Origin of the sequence: Lujinxingia vulgaris, from assembly GCF_007997005.1 — a bacterium.
Classification (GTDB): Bacteria; Myxococcota_A; Bradymonadia; order Bradymonadales; family Bradymonadaceae; genus Lujinxingia.
The window spans coordinates 33,200-45,577 of the sequence record NZ_VOSL01000006.1 but is presented as its reverse complement, the minus strand read 5'-3'; the positions used below and the strand labels follow the sequence as shown (position 1 = coordinate 45,577).

The following is a 12,378-nucleotide window of genomic DNA, read 5'->3' as shown; positions in this document are numbered from 1 at the left end:
CGGGGAGCGGCCCATCCACCATGCGGCCCGTGTCCTAGTACTGAAGCTGCTGCATCTCGTCGACGTTCACGCTGCGCTTATGCCGGAAGACATGCAGCACAATGGCCAGGGCAACGGCCGCCTCGGCCGCCGCCACCGCCATGACAAAGAAGGCAAAGATGTGCCCGTCCATGTCGATGCGATAGCGGCTAAAGGCGATGAAAGTCAGGTTCACCGCGTTGAGCATCAGCTCGATGCTCATAAAGAGGATGATCGCGTTACGACGCACCATCACCCCGATCATCCCGATCGAGAAGATCGCCGCCGAGAGGATCAAATAATGTGCGAGGGTTGGTTCCCAGGACATGCCCACACTCCATCCACAAAGACGTGCAACCGGTTGCTCTCAGGCCGCCTACCTTGCGAGGTCGGCCCGGGTTGCGCATAAGCGTCGATTAAGCGACGCGTCGTTTAGCGATGATCATGGCGCCGATGATGGCGGCCAGAAGAAGAATCGCGGTCAACTCGAAGGGCACCACAAAGCGGTTCACAAGCGCGATGCTGATCGGCTTAAACGTGCCGTAAAGCCCCTGGCGACCGGGGGTCACCTGCCCTTCGCGAGCTTCCGCGCTGAGCGCGGGAGGAAGCTCAAAGGGCACGCTGTTATCAAAGCGGTTGTATTTACCTTGCGCGGGGTTCCCCAGCCCTGCCTCCCAGGCCGTCAGCTGCGCCTGGTAGGCGGCCTCCAGGCCCGTCTCATTGAGGTCAGCGGCAAGCCCCGGGATCTGCGAGCCCGTCAGCAGGGCGACCTTCTCGCCCTCCTCGACCTGCTCCATCTGCCGGGCGTATTCCTGGCGGCCCTGCTCGACACCTTCATCGCTGACGACCGCCAGAATGGACGCCCCGGCGAAGAAGAAGATCGCAAGACCGCTGGCGATCGCCGCCACAAAGTGCAGCTGAAAACGGTTCTCCCCCAGCTCCTCATCACGCAGGTTCAAGAGCATGATGATGAAGAGGAAGAGCACCATAATCGCGCCGCCATAGACCAGCACCTGAACGATCGCCAGGAAGTGGGCTGAGAGCAGCACGTAGAGGCCGGCAAAGAAGAAGAAGTCCACGATCAGCGCCAGAGCGCTGTACAGGGGGTTACGCACCACGATCACGGTGAGGCTTGTGATCAGCGCCCCCAGCGCAAACATCCAGAAGAAAAGGGGTTCCCAAAAACCCATTGAAACACTCCACGCGAGAGGCCCGGGCGCGTACGCCCGCTGCGGCCAACTTCGAAGCATTGGCAGAGCCTGCCGAGGCCGACCTCCATTCTGAAGGCCGGTGCAGGCGAAGGTCTGATAGCGCACTTTCTCAACGAGGTCAAAGCCCCAGACCGTGCGCTCAACGGTGTAAAATTAGGCCGCTTCGCTGGAGCCCTTGCGGCGCTTCGACCAGGCGGGGAAGGAGCAGCAACCCTCTTTGATGTGCTGCTCAAACTCCTCGCGGAACACCTGCACATAGCTGCGCACAGGGATGGCGATCGAGTCGCCCAGCGCGCAGATGGTGTTCCCCTCGATGTTTCCGCACATATCGAGCAGAAGATCGAGATCTTCCATGCGACCGCGGCCGGCCTCGATCTCGTCAAGGACCTTGGCGACCCAGCCGCTGCCTTCGCGGCAGGGGGTGCACTGGCCACAGGACTCGTGGTGGTAGAAGTGCGCCAGACGGGCGGCCAGACGCACCATGCAGGTGTCGGTATCCATAAAGGTGATGCAGGCCGTCCCCATGGAGCTGCCCGCCTCGCGCATGGTCTCAAAGCCCATCTCGGAGTCGAGCTTATCGGGGGTCATCACCGCGCAGGAGGAGCCTCCGGGGATGAAGGCCTTGAGCTCATGACCCGGGAGCATGCCGCCGGCGTAGTCTTCGAGAAGCTCTCGCACGGTCACGCCCGAGGGCGCCTCATAGACTCCCGGACGCACCACTGGGCCGGACACTCCGTAGAGCTTGGGACCACCGTTCTTCTCGACGCCCATCGACGCGAACCACTCCCCGCCCTTCTCAATGATCCAGGGGATCGAGGAGATCGTCTCGACGTTGTTGACGATGGTCGGAGCCTGGAAGGCACCAACGACGGCGGGAAAAGGCGGCTTCATGCGCGGCTGGCCGCTCTTGCCTTCGAGCGCCTCGATCAGACCGGTCTCTTCACCGCAGATGTAGGCGCCGGCGCCCGGGTGCACGTACAGATCAAAGTCAAAGCCGGTGCCCAGGATGTTCTCGCCAAGGTAACCTTTGGCGTAGGCCTCCTTGATCGCACCCTCCAGGCGACGAATCGCGTGCTGAAGCTCGCCACGCACAAAGATGTAGCCGTAACGAATGCCCAGCGCCCAGGCGGCGATGATGCAGCCTTCGATATGGCGATGCGGGTCGAGCTCCATCAGGTAACGATCCTTAAACGTGCCCGGCTCGCCCTCATCGGCGTTGATCACCAGGTACTTGGGAAGATCGCTCTCTTTGGGCAGAAAGCTCCACTTGATACCGCAGGGGAAGCCGGCGCCACCACGGCCGCGCAGGTTGGAGGTCTTCACCTCCTCAATGATCGTCTCCCCATCCATCTTGAAGGCTTTGCGCATCGCCTGATAGCCCCCGTTGGCCTCGAAGACCTCCAGGGTGTGCGCGTTGGGGATATCGAAATTACGGCTGAGGTACTTTTCCTGCATCATGACGTCTCTTCCCTTCAGGCTCACCAGCGACCTTTTAAGGTGGGCGGCGAGCTCCGTCTCAGTGCCGGTGGCTGCAACGCAGTCGGGCGGCTCAGTGCATCTTACGAGGATCGGGCAGGCTGGCGAGCCGCGTGTTGAGCTGCTCGATCACCTGATTGACTCGCGCCTCGTCGTCGAGGTTCTCGAAGTATTCGATCTCGCCATCGGAGTAGCTGACCTGGAACATCGGGGCGGTGCCGCACGACGCCAGGCACTCGGCCTCCGAGAGGGTGTAGGCGCCATCGTCGCGGGTCTCACCGAGTTTGACGCCGAGCTTCTCTTCGAGGTGCTCGATCAGCTCATAGCCTCCGCGAATCGCGCAGGAGAGCGTGGTGCAAACTTGCACGTGGCACTTCCCGACCGGCGTCTTGTTGTACATCGTGTAGAAGGTCGCCGCGTTGAGCACCTTGGTCGGGTGCACGTCCAGGCGCTCGGCGACGTAGTCCATCACCTCCACCGAGATCCAGCCGAACTCGCGCTGCGCCAGGTGCAGCACCGGAAGCATCGCGGCCAACGTGTTGGGGTATCGTGAGACGAGCTCTTTGAACTCGGCGTCCGCTTTCTCAGAGAATTCAACTGCCATGATCAGACGACCTTTCGATGTGGTGGCGAAAATCGGAGTGCAAATTGAGCACGCCTTTAGCCGGGGAAACCTAATTGCCGGGGCCGAGCGGTGTCAACTACACCGGGGCCGGATTTCATCAGAGGTACTCGGCCGGGCCGAGCCGATAATAGAAACGTTCTCGCCCGAGGCGATAAAAACCCAGCGACCGGTAGAGGATCGAGGCCGGGGTGTTGCCCTGGTAGGCCTCGAGATCGATGCCGCGGATGCCGTGTTCTTCAGCCCAGTCCAGCACCTCTTCGACCAGGCGTCGCCCCAGCCGTCGCCGGCGCGCTGACGGGGTCACGTAGAGCTCCTCGATCCACAGCGCCCGCCCGGCGAACTTGAGCGACCAGTGGAAGTTCGCCAGAACCACGCCGACGGCCTCGTCGCCCTTTTGAAGGCGAGCGACATAGCAGACGCATCGGGGGGGCTGGGCGCGGGCATCGTCGATGACGTCGCGGGCCAGCGCTTCCAGATCGTCGAGGGCGGTCTCCACGCCCAGATCGTTCATATCTTCCTGGAAGAGCCGCGCCAGCACGGGGGCGTCCTCGGCCACGGGAAGCTCGATCACCTCTTCAGACATCGCGTTCCTACCTCGGGGAAGATCTGGTCACTTCAGATCTCGCGCATCTTCTCAAGCAGCGCGCGGCGCTCATCGGCCGGAATCTTGGTCAGGACGTCATCAAAGAGCGCCGTCTCCTCCGCGGTGTGCTCCTCGATCATGCGCGCCATCGACTTGACCACGTCCTGAATCACCGTGAGGTTACGGCTGATCTCGTCGGCCGGCTTTCCGAGCTGCTCGTGCAGCCAGCGGGTGCGCTGCCCCATGAGTTCATGGCCTTTGACCAGCGCGGAGATTCGCTCGGAGAGCTCCGGAAAGCGCTCTTCGATCTCCACAAAGAAGATCTCTTCTTCCTGATTGAAGTGCTCCAGCATGTCATCAAGCGCGACCTCCATGTCTTCGGAGGCGGACTCAATGAGCTCGCGTCTGCGCTCCGGGCTGGTCTCTTCTGCACCAATGCGTTCAAACGTGCCGCTGAGATCTTCAAAGAGACGGCGCAAGTGAACATGCTCATGATGAACACGGTCGATCAGGTCCGACGAGGGCGTGGGTTGGGATGCGTCGTGGTCCATGTCTGCCTGGCTCTCCGGTACTGCGTCAGGGCGGTGCGCCTTCAGCTCGACGCGTACGCGCCGACGGGCGCGCGAAAGATAACGACCGGTTGCCAAAGGTGCAAGCCAGGTCGGCACGCTTTATCAAGCTAAACTCCCCGCGCTGAGCCCGCATACGATGGGATCTTCAGCCACATGAGCGTCTACGGCACAGGGCAATCGCAAAGTCCCACAAGACTTTTTATGGAGAACCCACCCAATCCGTAGGGAGGGGTCTTGTGCCCCTCCCGAACTCCCAGGGCGGGGACCCACAAGGGGTCCCCCTACGGTGGCGGGTGGTGGGAACCCACTTTGCGATTGCCCTGGTCTACGGCATCGCCGCTATTGCAATAGACTTGCATCTATGCAAGTTATCGTCTGGCGAACCGGGCGCATGGGAGGCGCCCATCGACGACCCGACCCCGCTGGCGCTTTCATATTACGAGACTGCATCATGCCCAGGCCCGCTGATCACACACCATGCTACCGTTCGACGTTGCGCTCGCGGAGCTTCGGCTACCTGCTGGCTGCATCACTGGCCATCGCGCTCATCGCGCCGCGTTCTGCCAGCGCGCAGCAGTCCGACGATGCGGTGGACGCCGAGCTCGAAGCGCTGGAGGCCGAGTTGGAGTCGCCCTCACCCGCCGCGCCGGAGGAGGAGTCATCAAGCCAGGAGGGCGTCGACGAAGAGCTGGAGCGTCTGGAGCGGGAGCTCTCAGGCGACGGGGCTCGACCCGTGAGCGTTGAACGCGAGACCGCACTGCCAACGCGCAGCGCGGAGGTGCCGGGAGCCGGGGTCATCACGTCGATGAACCCGGACATCTCGCTGATCGCGGACTTCGCGCTGGCCTGGTTCTCCGATGAGCCCTCCCTGATGGGCGGGCACGACGCCACACAGACCGGCTTTGACCTGCAGGGCCTGGAGCTGGGGCTGGCGGCGGGCATCGATCCGTACTGGCGCTTTGACAGCCACATTCTGATCTCCCTCTTCGGGTTGGAGGTCGAGGAGGCCTACGCCACGAGCCTGGCGCTCCCTTTCGGGTTGCAGGCCCGCGCCGGCCAGTTTTTGACCAACTTCGGGCGCGTGAACCCGACCCACCTGCATGCCTGGAACTTCACCACGCAGCCGTTGGTGCTCGGGAAGTTCTTTGGCGGCGAGGGGCTGCGCGGCCTGGGGGCGGAGCTCGGGGGGTTGTTACCCCTTCCCTGGCTGGCGAGCTGGACGGTCAGCGCGCAGAACATCGCCGGCGGTGCGACCGGGCGCAGTTTTCTGGCCTCGGCGAGCGACATCAACGCGCTCACGGATCTGAGCGTCGCGTTTCGGCTCGAACAGTTCTGGGACGTGAGCCGTCGCACCGGGCTGTTGCTTGGCCTCAGCGCCATCAATGGTCCCAACCGCAGCGGGCGGGCCAACCGCAGCGACATCTACGGGGTCGATCTGTTGCTTAAACGCACCGTCACCGGCAGCCGGGGTCGCTCGGAGCTGGGGTGGCAGAGCGAAGTGATGCTTCGTCGGCGTCAGGACGGTGGCGCCATCGACGAGCCCACCGGCACCGTTCTGCAGGACTGGGGGGGGTACACCGAGTTTTTCTTCAGCCCCAGCCTCTTCTGGAAAGTCGCCGCACGCTACGAGCGTGTCTCGGGGGTCGAGGACGACCCCCTTGATCCGAGCTGGCGTCAGGCGCGGCAGCGGGGCGCGGTGAGTCTGAGTCATATGCCCTCGCATTTTAGCCGTCTTCGCCTGCAGTACAGTCTGGATCACCTGCCCGAACCCGAGAGCCCGCTGATCCATATGGTCTTTTTGCAGCTTGAGCTGGTCGCCGGCGCCCACGGCGCCCACGCTTACTGAGCTCGCTACTCGGTCCACCGTCCCACCTTCACTCTTTTCGCCCTTTGCCTCGACGGAACGCACCATGATCACCGCCGCTCGCCAAGTACCCCGCCGACCGCTCATCGCCCTCGCCATGCTGACCCTGCTGAGCAGCGCCGGATGCGCCTTCAGCGATGGTGAGCCCTGGGGCTGGGTCGATGTGGAGGTCGAAAACGCGGGTGACACCGCCACGCCCTCGACCATCTCCTCGGTCGAACTGGAGATCACCTCCATCCGTCTGCTCAGCGAGAGCAGCGGGTCGACCGCGACCACCGAGCTCGACCCGGCCAACCCTCCCCCGGGCTTTTCGCTCTGCCACAATGGCCACTGTCACGCCGATGATGGCCGCCTGGTTCCCTACGACGAGGTGCTCCAGGAGAGCGCCAGCGGCCCGCAGGTGGTCTCGGCGATCGCGCTTGATGCCTCGCTCTCCGAGGGAAGTTCGACCTCAGGGCGGCTTAAGATCACACGCCAGGGCCCGCTCTCACAGGTGGAGGTTGAGCTTGGCGCGATGGAGCTTCGGGGCACCCTGCCCTTCGAGAACGCGAGCGTCGCGTTTCGCGCCAACGTCCCGGTGCGGGGGCTGCGGCTGACCATGCCCCTGGATCTTCGTGTCGACGCCGCATCGCCTCCGGAGCAACGACTGGACGCAGAGATCGTCTTGAACGACGACATCGCCGCGGAGCTCGACCTCCGTGAGGCGACCTTCGAGGAGGATGGTTCCCTGCGGATCACCAACACCCGAAACCGCGCACTCGCGGAAGCGCTGCTGGAGCGAGCGGCCCTCCAGCTGATGTTGAGCCCGGCGTCGCCCTGAGGTTTTGGACTTTGGTGCTTCAGCCTCGCGCCTAGCTTCGAGAGCAGCACACCGCGGGTGTTTCGCGGTGACCTCAGACCTGCCGACTCGGAGCTTAGCGATGTGGTTTAGCAGAGTGCAGCCGCCGGCGCGTTCCGGCTACATCTTTGTGAGCGTCTACCTGGCCCTGCTCGCCCTGCTCTTTTTAGGGCTGACGGTGTTGGGATTGAGTGTGGCAACGGGGGCCCTCGACATCCCGCTCGCCATCTCCCAGGTGCGCTTCGACCCGATTTTTTTCACCTCCGTGATGTTCGGCCAGACCCTGGCGTTTGGGATCGCCGCGGTGTTGCCTCCACGATCCTGGGCCTGGCAGTACATCTTCTCGGTGTTGGCGTTCTCCCTGGCCTATCTGATCACGATCCCGCTCTCGATCTTCGCCATGAGCATCTGGTTGCGCGATGACATCAAGCGTCCTTTCGGTCTTCATGTGCAGGGACCCGATACGGCGCTCCCCCCGGAGGATCAACGCGCCCACCAGAGCGAAGCGCCGCCGGCGGTCCTGTAGCCGGCCCTGCGGCATCATACTCGCGTCGCCGAGCTCAGAGTTCAGACTGGTAATACTCTCGGGTGCCCTGAGCGTGCAGCGCCTCGTTGAGATGCTCCAGCGCAACCACGTAGGCGGCCACCCGCCAGGAGACGCCGTGCTCCTTGCGTGCGTCGCGAACCCGCGAGAAGGCATCTCGCATTCTCTGGTCCAGCCGCTCCACAACGTCGTCTTCGGACCAGCTCTCCCCTCGCCGGTTCTGCACCCATTCAAAATAACTCACGGTCACCCCGCCGGCGTTGACCAGAATGCCCGGCAGCACGGAGATGTCGCGCTCTTCGAGCATCTGAGCGGCCTTTGAGGTTACCGGACCGTTGGCGACCTCGAAGATCACGCGGGCACGAATCGCGTCGGCGTTCTCCTCGGTGATCTGGTTCTCCAGGGCGGCCGGAATCAGGAAGTCCACGTCCAGCTCCAGCAGCTCTTCGTTGCTGATGCGCTCGACGCTCGCGTCATCACAGTCGCGCAGCGCATAGGCGTCGTAGACCCCGTTGGACTCATCGTGCGACTTGTATTCGCGCAGCGCGGGCACATCGAGCCCCGCCCGATCACAGACGGCGCCCTTCGAGTCGCTCACTGCCACGACCTTATAGCCCGCCTCGTAGAGTCGGGTGGCAAGCTCAGCGCCGGCGTTACCGAAGCCCTGAATGGCGACGGTCGTTTGCTCGGGGCTGCGCTCATGCTCGGTCATGAACGCGTCGATGATCATATACGCCCCGCTGGCGGTCGCCTTGTCGCGATGACGCGAGCCCCCGAGCGCAAGTGGCTTGCCCGTAATCACGGCCGGGTCGTGGCACCGCATAATCGTGGCGTATTGATCGGCCATCCACCCCATGATCATCTCGTTGGTGTACACGTCCGGCGCGGGCACGTCGCGGTTCGGGCCGATGAAGTCGGCAAACGCGTCGATGTAGGCGCGTGAGAGGCGCTCAAGTTCCATCTTCGAGAGCGCCTTCGGGTCGACGCGCACGCCGCCCTTCGCACCACCGAAGGGAAGGCGCAGCAAGGCGCATTTGAAGGTCATCCAGAACGCCAGCGTCTGCACATGATCGACATCGACCTCCGGGTGAAAACGCAGCCCCCCCTTCCCCGGCCCCAACGCCGTGTTGAAGCGCACCCGGTAGGCTGGAAACACCTTGAGATGACCGCTGTCCATGCGCACCGGAAGCGACATCTTCACGCTGGCGCTGGGATGGCGAAGACGTTCGATGACGTCCTCACTCAAATTTAATCGTTCGATCGCGGTGGCCAGGGCCTTACTTGCGTCTTCAAACAGGGTCATAGAGCTTCCGGACTAAGTTATCGTGAATCGCTGTTCGTGGATTGCGACCGGAGAAACTGCGCACCGAGCGCTGGCCATCAAGCACACGAGCCCGGAGAATGGGGCTCGCCAGTACGACTTTGCTTCCGAGCTGCCCGGTCCTATATTGCGCAGACTTTACGACACGACCCGCAGGCCCGAGACGCGATGAATCTGGTGATGATCGGCTTCCGCCGCGACGCTCACGAAGCCGCGCTGACGCGCGGCTGGCGTGCTCATTTTCTGGTCGACAGCACGCGACAGCCGCCCCGAAGCGGCGTCTCCTGGGCGAGCGTTGACCTTAATGGTGATGTGAAGGGCTGGGAGGAGGCCGCGCGCCGGCTCGCCAGCGGCGCGACCATCGACGCGGTGATCGCGTCTGGCGAGTCGTCGGTCGTCCCCGCCGCCCTGCTTCGCGAGCGCCTGGGTGTGGCGGGGATGAGCGTCGCCACCGCGCGACGCTGCCACGACAAAGATCGCATGAAAGACGCGCTCGGCGCCGCAGGCGTCCCCTGCGCCCGTTACCTGACCCTCACGCCGGCGTCCGATGTCGATGACGTGATCGAGACGCTGGGGCTCCCGCTGGTCATCAAAGCGTCCGACAGCTCCGGAGGACGCGGGACCCACATCTGCAGAAGCCGCGCCGACGTTGCGGCCGCACTCCGCCCGGGGTTGCTCGCCGAGGCCTTTGTGCCCGGGACTGAGTACAGCGTCGAGAGCTTCGTGCATCGCGGCCAGGTGTGTTTCTTAAACGTCACAAGCTACCTGCGCCCGGGCTGGGCAAACATCGTTCCCGCGGACCTGCCCGCCGAACGCGTCGAGACGATCGCAAAGCTCAATCGACAGACCATCGCCGCCCTGGGCGTGGAGCAAGGGATGACCCACATGGAGTTCTTCGCCTCCGAGCACGGCGACATCGTCGGCGAGTTGGCCGCGCGCCCTCCCGGGGGCGCGCTTATGGAGCTCATCGGGGAGGCGTACGGATTCGACGCCTGGCAGGCTTTTCTGGACATTGAGACCGGGCGTATCCCGCGCTTTCCCTCGGGCCGCCGCCGCTTTGAGGGCGTCTATTTTCTGCACCCGGGGCCGGGGCGCGTGCAGGCCGTTCGCGGGCTTAAGCGCAGTCGCCAGCTCGAACACATCAGCGCGGTGAGCTGTCGAGTCAAACCCGGCGACACCATCGAGGAGCGCGTGGGCGTCGGGCAGTCTGTCGGGCGCATTCGCGCAGGCGCACCCCACTACACCAGCGTGGCCGAGGCGCTCCTAAACGCTCACCGCTGCGTCGAGATTGAGCTTGCCCCGACGCAAAGCGTGTCTACATCCCCTGAGCCGTCGCATGATTCGGGTGGATAAATCGCTGCCAATTCGCTAAGTAACGCGTTTTGGCACTACGCCAATAACGGCTGCCCCCACAGGTCTCCATGAAGAAGATCGAAGCCATCATCAAGCCCTTTAAACTCGATGACGTGAAAGACCGTCTCGACGAGGCCGGCATCCACGGGATGACGGTCTCGGAGGTCAAAGGGTTTGGGCGAGGGGGAGGGAAAGCGCCGATTTATCCGGGCGCTGAATACATCGTCGACTTTGTGCCCCGCGTAAAAGTCGAGCTGGTCGTCCCCGACGAGCTCGTCCACAGCGCGATTGAGGCCATCACCGATGCATCGCGAACCGGTCACGTCGGCGACGGCAAGATCTTTGTCTTGCCGGTTGACGAGGCCATCCGCATTCGAACTGGCGAGTCCGGCCCGGACGCGCTCTCGTAAGCCTGAATCGATGTTCGCTGCGCACGCCCCCAGCGGTGTGCGGCGATCGTATTTTGTCCTGGGGAGTTTTTTGCGTTGATCGCGCACCCAACCAACAAAGGATCATCATGACCACCGCAACGACCGTCACTTCGATCAAAGATGCGATTGATTTCGCCCGGGACAACAACGCCGTGATGGCGGACCTGAAGTTCATGGACTTTCTGGGGACCTGGCAACACCTGACGATCCCGGCCCACCGTCTCAGCGAGGACCTCTTCGAAGAAGGTCTGGGCTTTGACGGCAGCTCGCTGCGCGCCTGGCAGCCGATTCAGGCCTCCGACATGCAGGTGCGCCCGGACCACACCACCGCGCGCATGGATCCCTTCTGCCGCGAGTCCACCGTCAGCTTCATCTGCAACGTCTTCGACCCGATCACCGGCCAGCCCTACAGCCGTGACCCGCGCTACATCGCGCAGAAGGCGGAGAACTACCTCAAGACCACCGGCATCGCCGACACGGCCTACTTCGGCCCTGAGGCGGAGTTCTTCATCTTTGACGACATCCGCTACAGCACCGCCACCCAGCACTCCTTCTACAAGGTCGACTCGGTGGAAGGCGCCTGGAACACCGGCCGCGACGAAGGGCCCAACCTCGGCTACAAGCCCGCTCATAAAGGGGGTTACTTCCCGGTCGCGCCCAACGACAGCCTCCACGATCTGCGCACCGAGATGTCCATGGTGCTTGAGGCCTGCGGCATCGAAGTCGATGTGCACCACCACGAGGTGGCCACCGGCGGGCAAAGCGAGATCGGCATCCGCTTCAACAGCCTGGTGCGCATGGCTGACGACCTCCAGTGGTTCAAATACGTCATCAAGAACGTGGCGCGCCGTCATAACAAGTCGGTCACCTTCATGCCCAAGCCCCTTCATGGCGATAACGGCTCCGGGATGCACACCCACATGAGCCTCTGGAAGGGCAGCCAGCCCCTCTTCGCCGGCGAGGGCTATGCCGGGATGAGTGAGACCGGCCTGCAGTTCATCGCGGGTATTCTGCACCACGCTCGCGCCCTCATCGCGCTGACCAACCCGACGACCAACTCCTTCAAGCGCCTGGTCCCCGGCTATGAGGCTCCGATTCGTCTGGCCTACTCCAGCCGTAACCGCTCGGCTGCCGTGCGCATCCCGACCTACGCCTCCAGCCCCAAAGCCCGCCGCATGGAGTTCCGCACCCCAGACGCCACGGCCAACGGCTACCTGGCCTTCGCCGCGATGCTGATGGCCGGTCTCGACGGCATTGAGAAGCAGATGGACCCGGGCGCCCCGCTCGACAAAGACATCTACAATCTCCCGCCCGAAGAGCTGGCCAAGGTGCCCAGCGCCCCGGCGAACCTGGAAGAGGCCCTGGTGGCCCTGGCCGAAGATCACGAGTTCCTGCTGCGCGGCGACGTCTTCACCGAAGACGCCATTGAGGCCTGGATCACCTACAAGATGGAGAACGAAGTCCATCCGGCGAACCTCCACCCCACTCCGCTGGAGTTTGCGATGTACTACGACGTCTGATCTGACGTCTTCGAGCGCGGGC

At 63.4% G+C, this 12,378-nt stretch carries 13 protein-coding genes; 6 read left to right on the top strand and 7 right to left on the bottom strand.

The features are described from left to right. Positions 1-34: 34 nt before the first annotated feature. The 6 genes from nuoK to FRC96_RS01020 form a co-directional block, all read right to left on the bottom strand. A complete protein-coding gene (gene nuoK / locus FRC96_RS01045; RefSeq protein ID WP_115603029.1) occupies positions 35-346 on the bottom strand; it encodes an NADH-quinone oxidoreductase subunit NuoK in 312 nt (103 codons plus the stop codon). An 88-nt stretch (positions 347-434) separates the two neighbouring features. Beyond that, positions 435-1,208 carry an NADH-quinone oxidoreductase subunit J family protein gene (locus FRC96_RS01040; RefSeq protein ID WP_230469716.1) on the bottom strand — a complete coding sequence of 258 codons (774 nt, stop codon included), beginning with the start codon at positions 1,206-1,208 and terminating at the stop codon, positions 435-437. A gap of 174 nt (positions 1,209-1,382) precedes the next feature. Then, positions 1,383-2,684: an NADH-quinone oxidoreductase subunit NuoF gene (nuoF, locus tag FRC96_RS01035; protein ID WP_146972247.1), complete on the bottom strand. Its 1,302-nt coding sequence runs from the start codon at positions 2,682-2,684 to the stop codon at positions 1,383-1,385. 94 nt (positions 2,685-2,778) lie between these two features. After that, a complete protein-coding gene (gene nuoE / locus FRC96_RS01030; RefSeq protein WP_146972187.1) occupies positions 2,779-3,309 on the bottom strand; it encodes a complex I 24 kDa subunit family protein in 531 nt (176 codons plus the stop codon). Between the two features lie 118 nt (positions 3,310-3,427). After that, on the bottom strand, positions 3,428-3,913 hold the full coding sequence (locus FRC96_RS01025) for a GNAT family N-acetyltransferase (RefSeq protein WP_146972186.1): 486 nt from the start codon (positions 3,911-3,913) through the stop codon (positions 3,428-3,430). Positions 3,914-3,945: 32 nt separating this feature from the next. Continuing rightward, a complete protein-coding gene (locus FRC96_RS01020) occupies positions 3,946-4,464 on the bottom strand; it encodes a hemerythrin domain-containing protein (RefSeq protein WP_146972185.1) in 519 nt (172 codons plus the stop codon). Positions 4,465-4,936: 472 nt separating this feature from the next. Here FRC96_RS01020 and FRC96_RS01015 point away from each other — a divergent pair, with 472 nt between their 5' ends. The 3 genes from FRC96_RS01015 to FRC96_RS01005 all read left to right on the top strand — a co-directional run bounded on the left by FRC96_RS01015 (position 4,937) and on the right by FRC96_RS01005 (position 7,713). After that, the gene (locus FRC96_RS01015; RefSeq protein WP_146972184.1) at positions 4,937-6,331 is read left to right on the top strand and encodes a zinc-regulated TonB-dependent outer membrane receptor; all 1,395 of its coding nucleotides are present in this window, start codon (positions 4,937-4,939) and stop codon (positions 6,329-6,331) included. Between the two features lie 64 nt (positions 6,332-6,395). Then, on the top strand, positions 6,396-7,169 hold the full coding sequence (locus tag FRC96_RS01010; protein WP_146972183.1) for a hypothetical protein: 774 nt from the start codon (positions 6,396-6,398) through the stop codon (positions 7,167-7,169). Between the two features lie 100 nt (positions 7,170-7,269). Further along, entirely contained in the window at positions 7,270-7,713 is a 444-nt protein-coding gene (locus tag FRC96_RS01005; RefSeq protein WP_146972182.1) for a hypothetical protein, read from the top strand. A 34-nt stretch (positions 7,714-7,747) separates the two neighbouring features. Here FRC96_RS01005 and FRC96_RS01000 read toward each other — a convergent pair whose 3' ends face one another. Then, entirely contained in the window at positions 7,748-9,034 is a 1,287-nt protein-coding gene (locus tag FRC96_RS01000; protein WP_146972181.1) for a Glu/Leu/Phe/Val family dehydrogenase, read from the bottom strand. A gap of 186 nt (positions 9,035-9,220) precedes the next feature. Here FRC96_RS01000 and FRC96_RS00995 point away from each other — a divergent pair, with 186 nt between their 5' ends. The 3 genes from FRC96_RS00995 (at position 9,221) to glnA (ending at position 12,356) form a co-directional block, all read left to right on the top strand. Then, positions 9,221-10,405, top strand: coding sequence for an ATP-grasp domain-containing protein (locus FRC96_RS00995; protein WP_146972180.1), 1,185 nt, complete (start codon positions 9,221-9,223; stop codon positions 10,403-10,405). Between the two features lie 68 nt (positions 10,406-10,473). Then, entirely contained in the window at positions 10,474-10,815 is a 342-nt protein-coding gene (locus FRC96_RS00990; protein WP_115603038.1) for a P-II family nitrogen regulator, read from the top strand. Between the two features lie 107 nt (positions 10,816-10,922). Continuing rightward, a complete protein-coding gene (gene glnA / locus FRC96_RS00985; RefSeq protein WP_146972179.1) occupies positions 10,923-12,356 on the top strand; it encodes a type I glutamate--ammonia ligase in 1,434 nt (477 codons plus the stop codon). Positions 12,357-12,378 lie beyond the last annotated feature (22 nt).

Excerpts from the sequence above, each read along its gene's own strand:
- nuoK (WP_115603029.1), bottom strand. The coding sequence starts at position 346 with ATGTCCTGGGAACCAACCCTCGCACATTATTTGATCCTCTCGGCGGCG.
- FRC96_RS01040 (WP_230469716.1), bottom strand. The coding sequence starts at position 1,208 with ATGGGTTTTTGGGAACCCCTTTTCTTCTGGATGTTTGCGCTGGGGGCG.
- nuoF (WP_146972247.1), bottom strand. The coding sequence starts at position 2,684 with ATGCAGGAAAAGTACCTCAGCCGTAATTTCGATATCCCCAACGCGCAC.
- nuoE (WP_146972187.1), bottom strand. The coding sequence starts at position 3,309 with ATGGCAGTTGAATTCTCTGAGAAAGCGGACGCCGAGTTCAAAGAGCTC.
- FRC96_RS01025 (WP_146972186.1), bottom strand. The coding sequence starts at position 3,913 with ATGTCTGAAGAGGTGATCGAGCTTCCCGTGGCCGAGGACGCCCCCGTG.
- FRC96_RS01020 (WP_146972185.1), bottom strand. The coding sequence starts at position 4,464 with ATGGACCACGACGCATCCCAACCCACGCCCTCGTCGGACCTGATCGAC.
- FRC96_RS01015 (WP_146972184.1), top strand. The coding sequence starts at position 4,937 with ATGCCCAGGCCCGCTGATCACACACCATGCTACCGTTCGACGTTGCGC.
- FRC96_RS01010 (WP_146972183.1), top strand. The coding sequence starts at position 6,396 with ATGATCACCGCCGCTCGCCAAGTACCCCGCCGACCGCTCATCGCCCTC.
- FRC96_RS01005 (WP_146972182.1), top strand. The coding sequence starts at position 7,270 with ATGTGGTTTAGCAGAGTGCAGCCGCCGGCGCGTTCCGGCTACATCTTT.
- FRC96_RS01000 (WP_146972181.1), bottom strand. The coding sequence starts at position 9,034 with ATGACCCTGTTTGAAGACGCAAGTAAGGCCCTGGCCACCGCGATCGAA.
- FRC96_RS00995 (WP_146972180.1), top strand. The coding sequence starts at position 9,221 with ATGAATCTGGTGATGATCGGCTTCCGCCGCGACGCTCACGAAGCCGCG.
- FRC96_RS00990 (WP_115603038.1), top strand. The coding sequence starts at position 10,474 with ATGAAGAAGATCGAAGCCATCATCAAGCCCTTTAAACTCGATGACGTG.
- glnA (WP_146972179.1), top strand. The coding sequence starts at position 10,923 with ATGACCACCGCAACGACCGTCACTTCGATCAAAGATGCGATTGATTTC.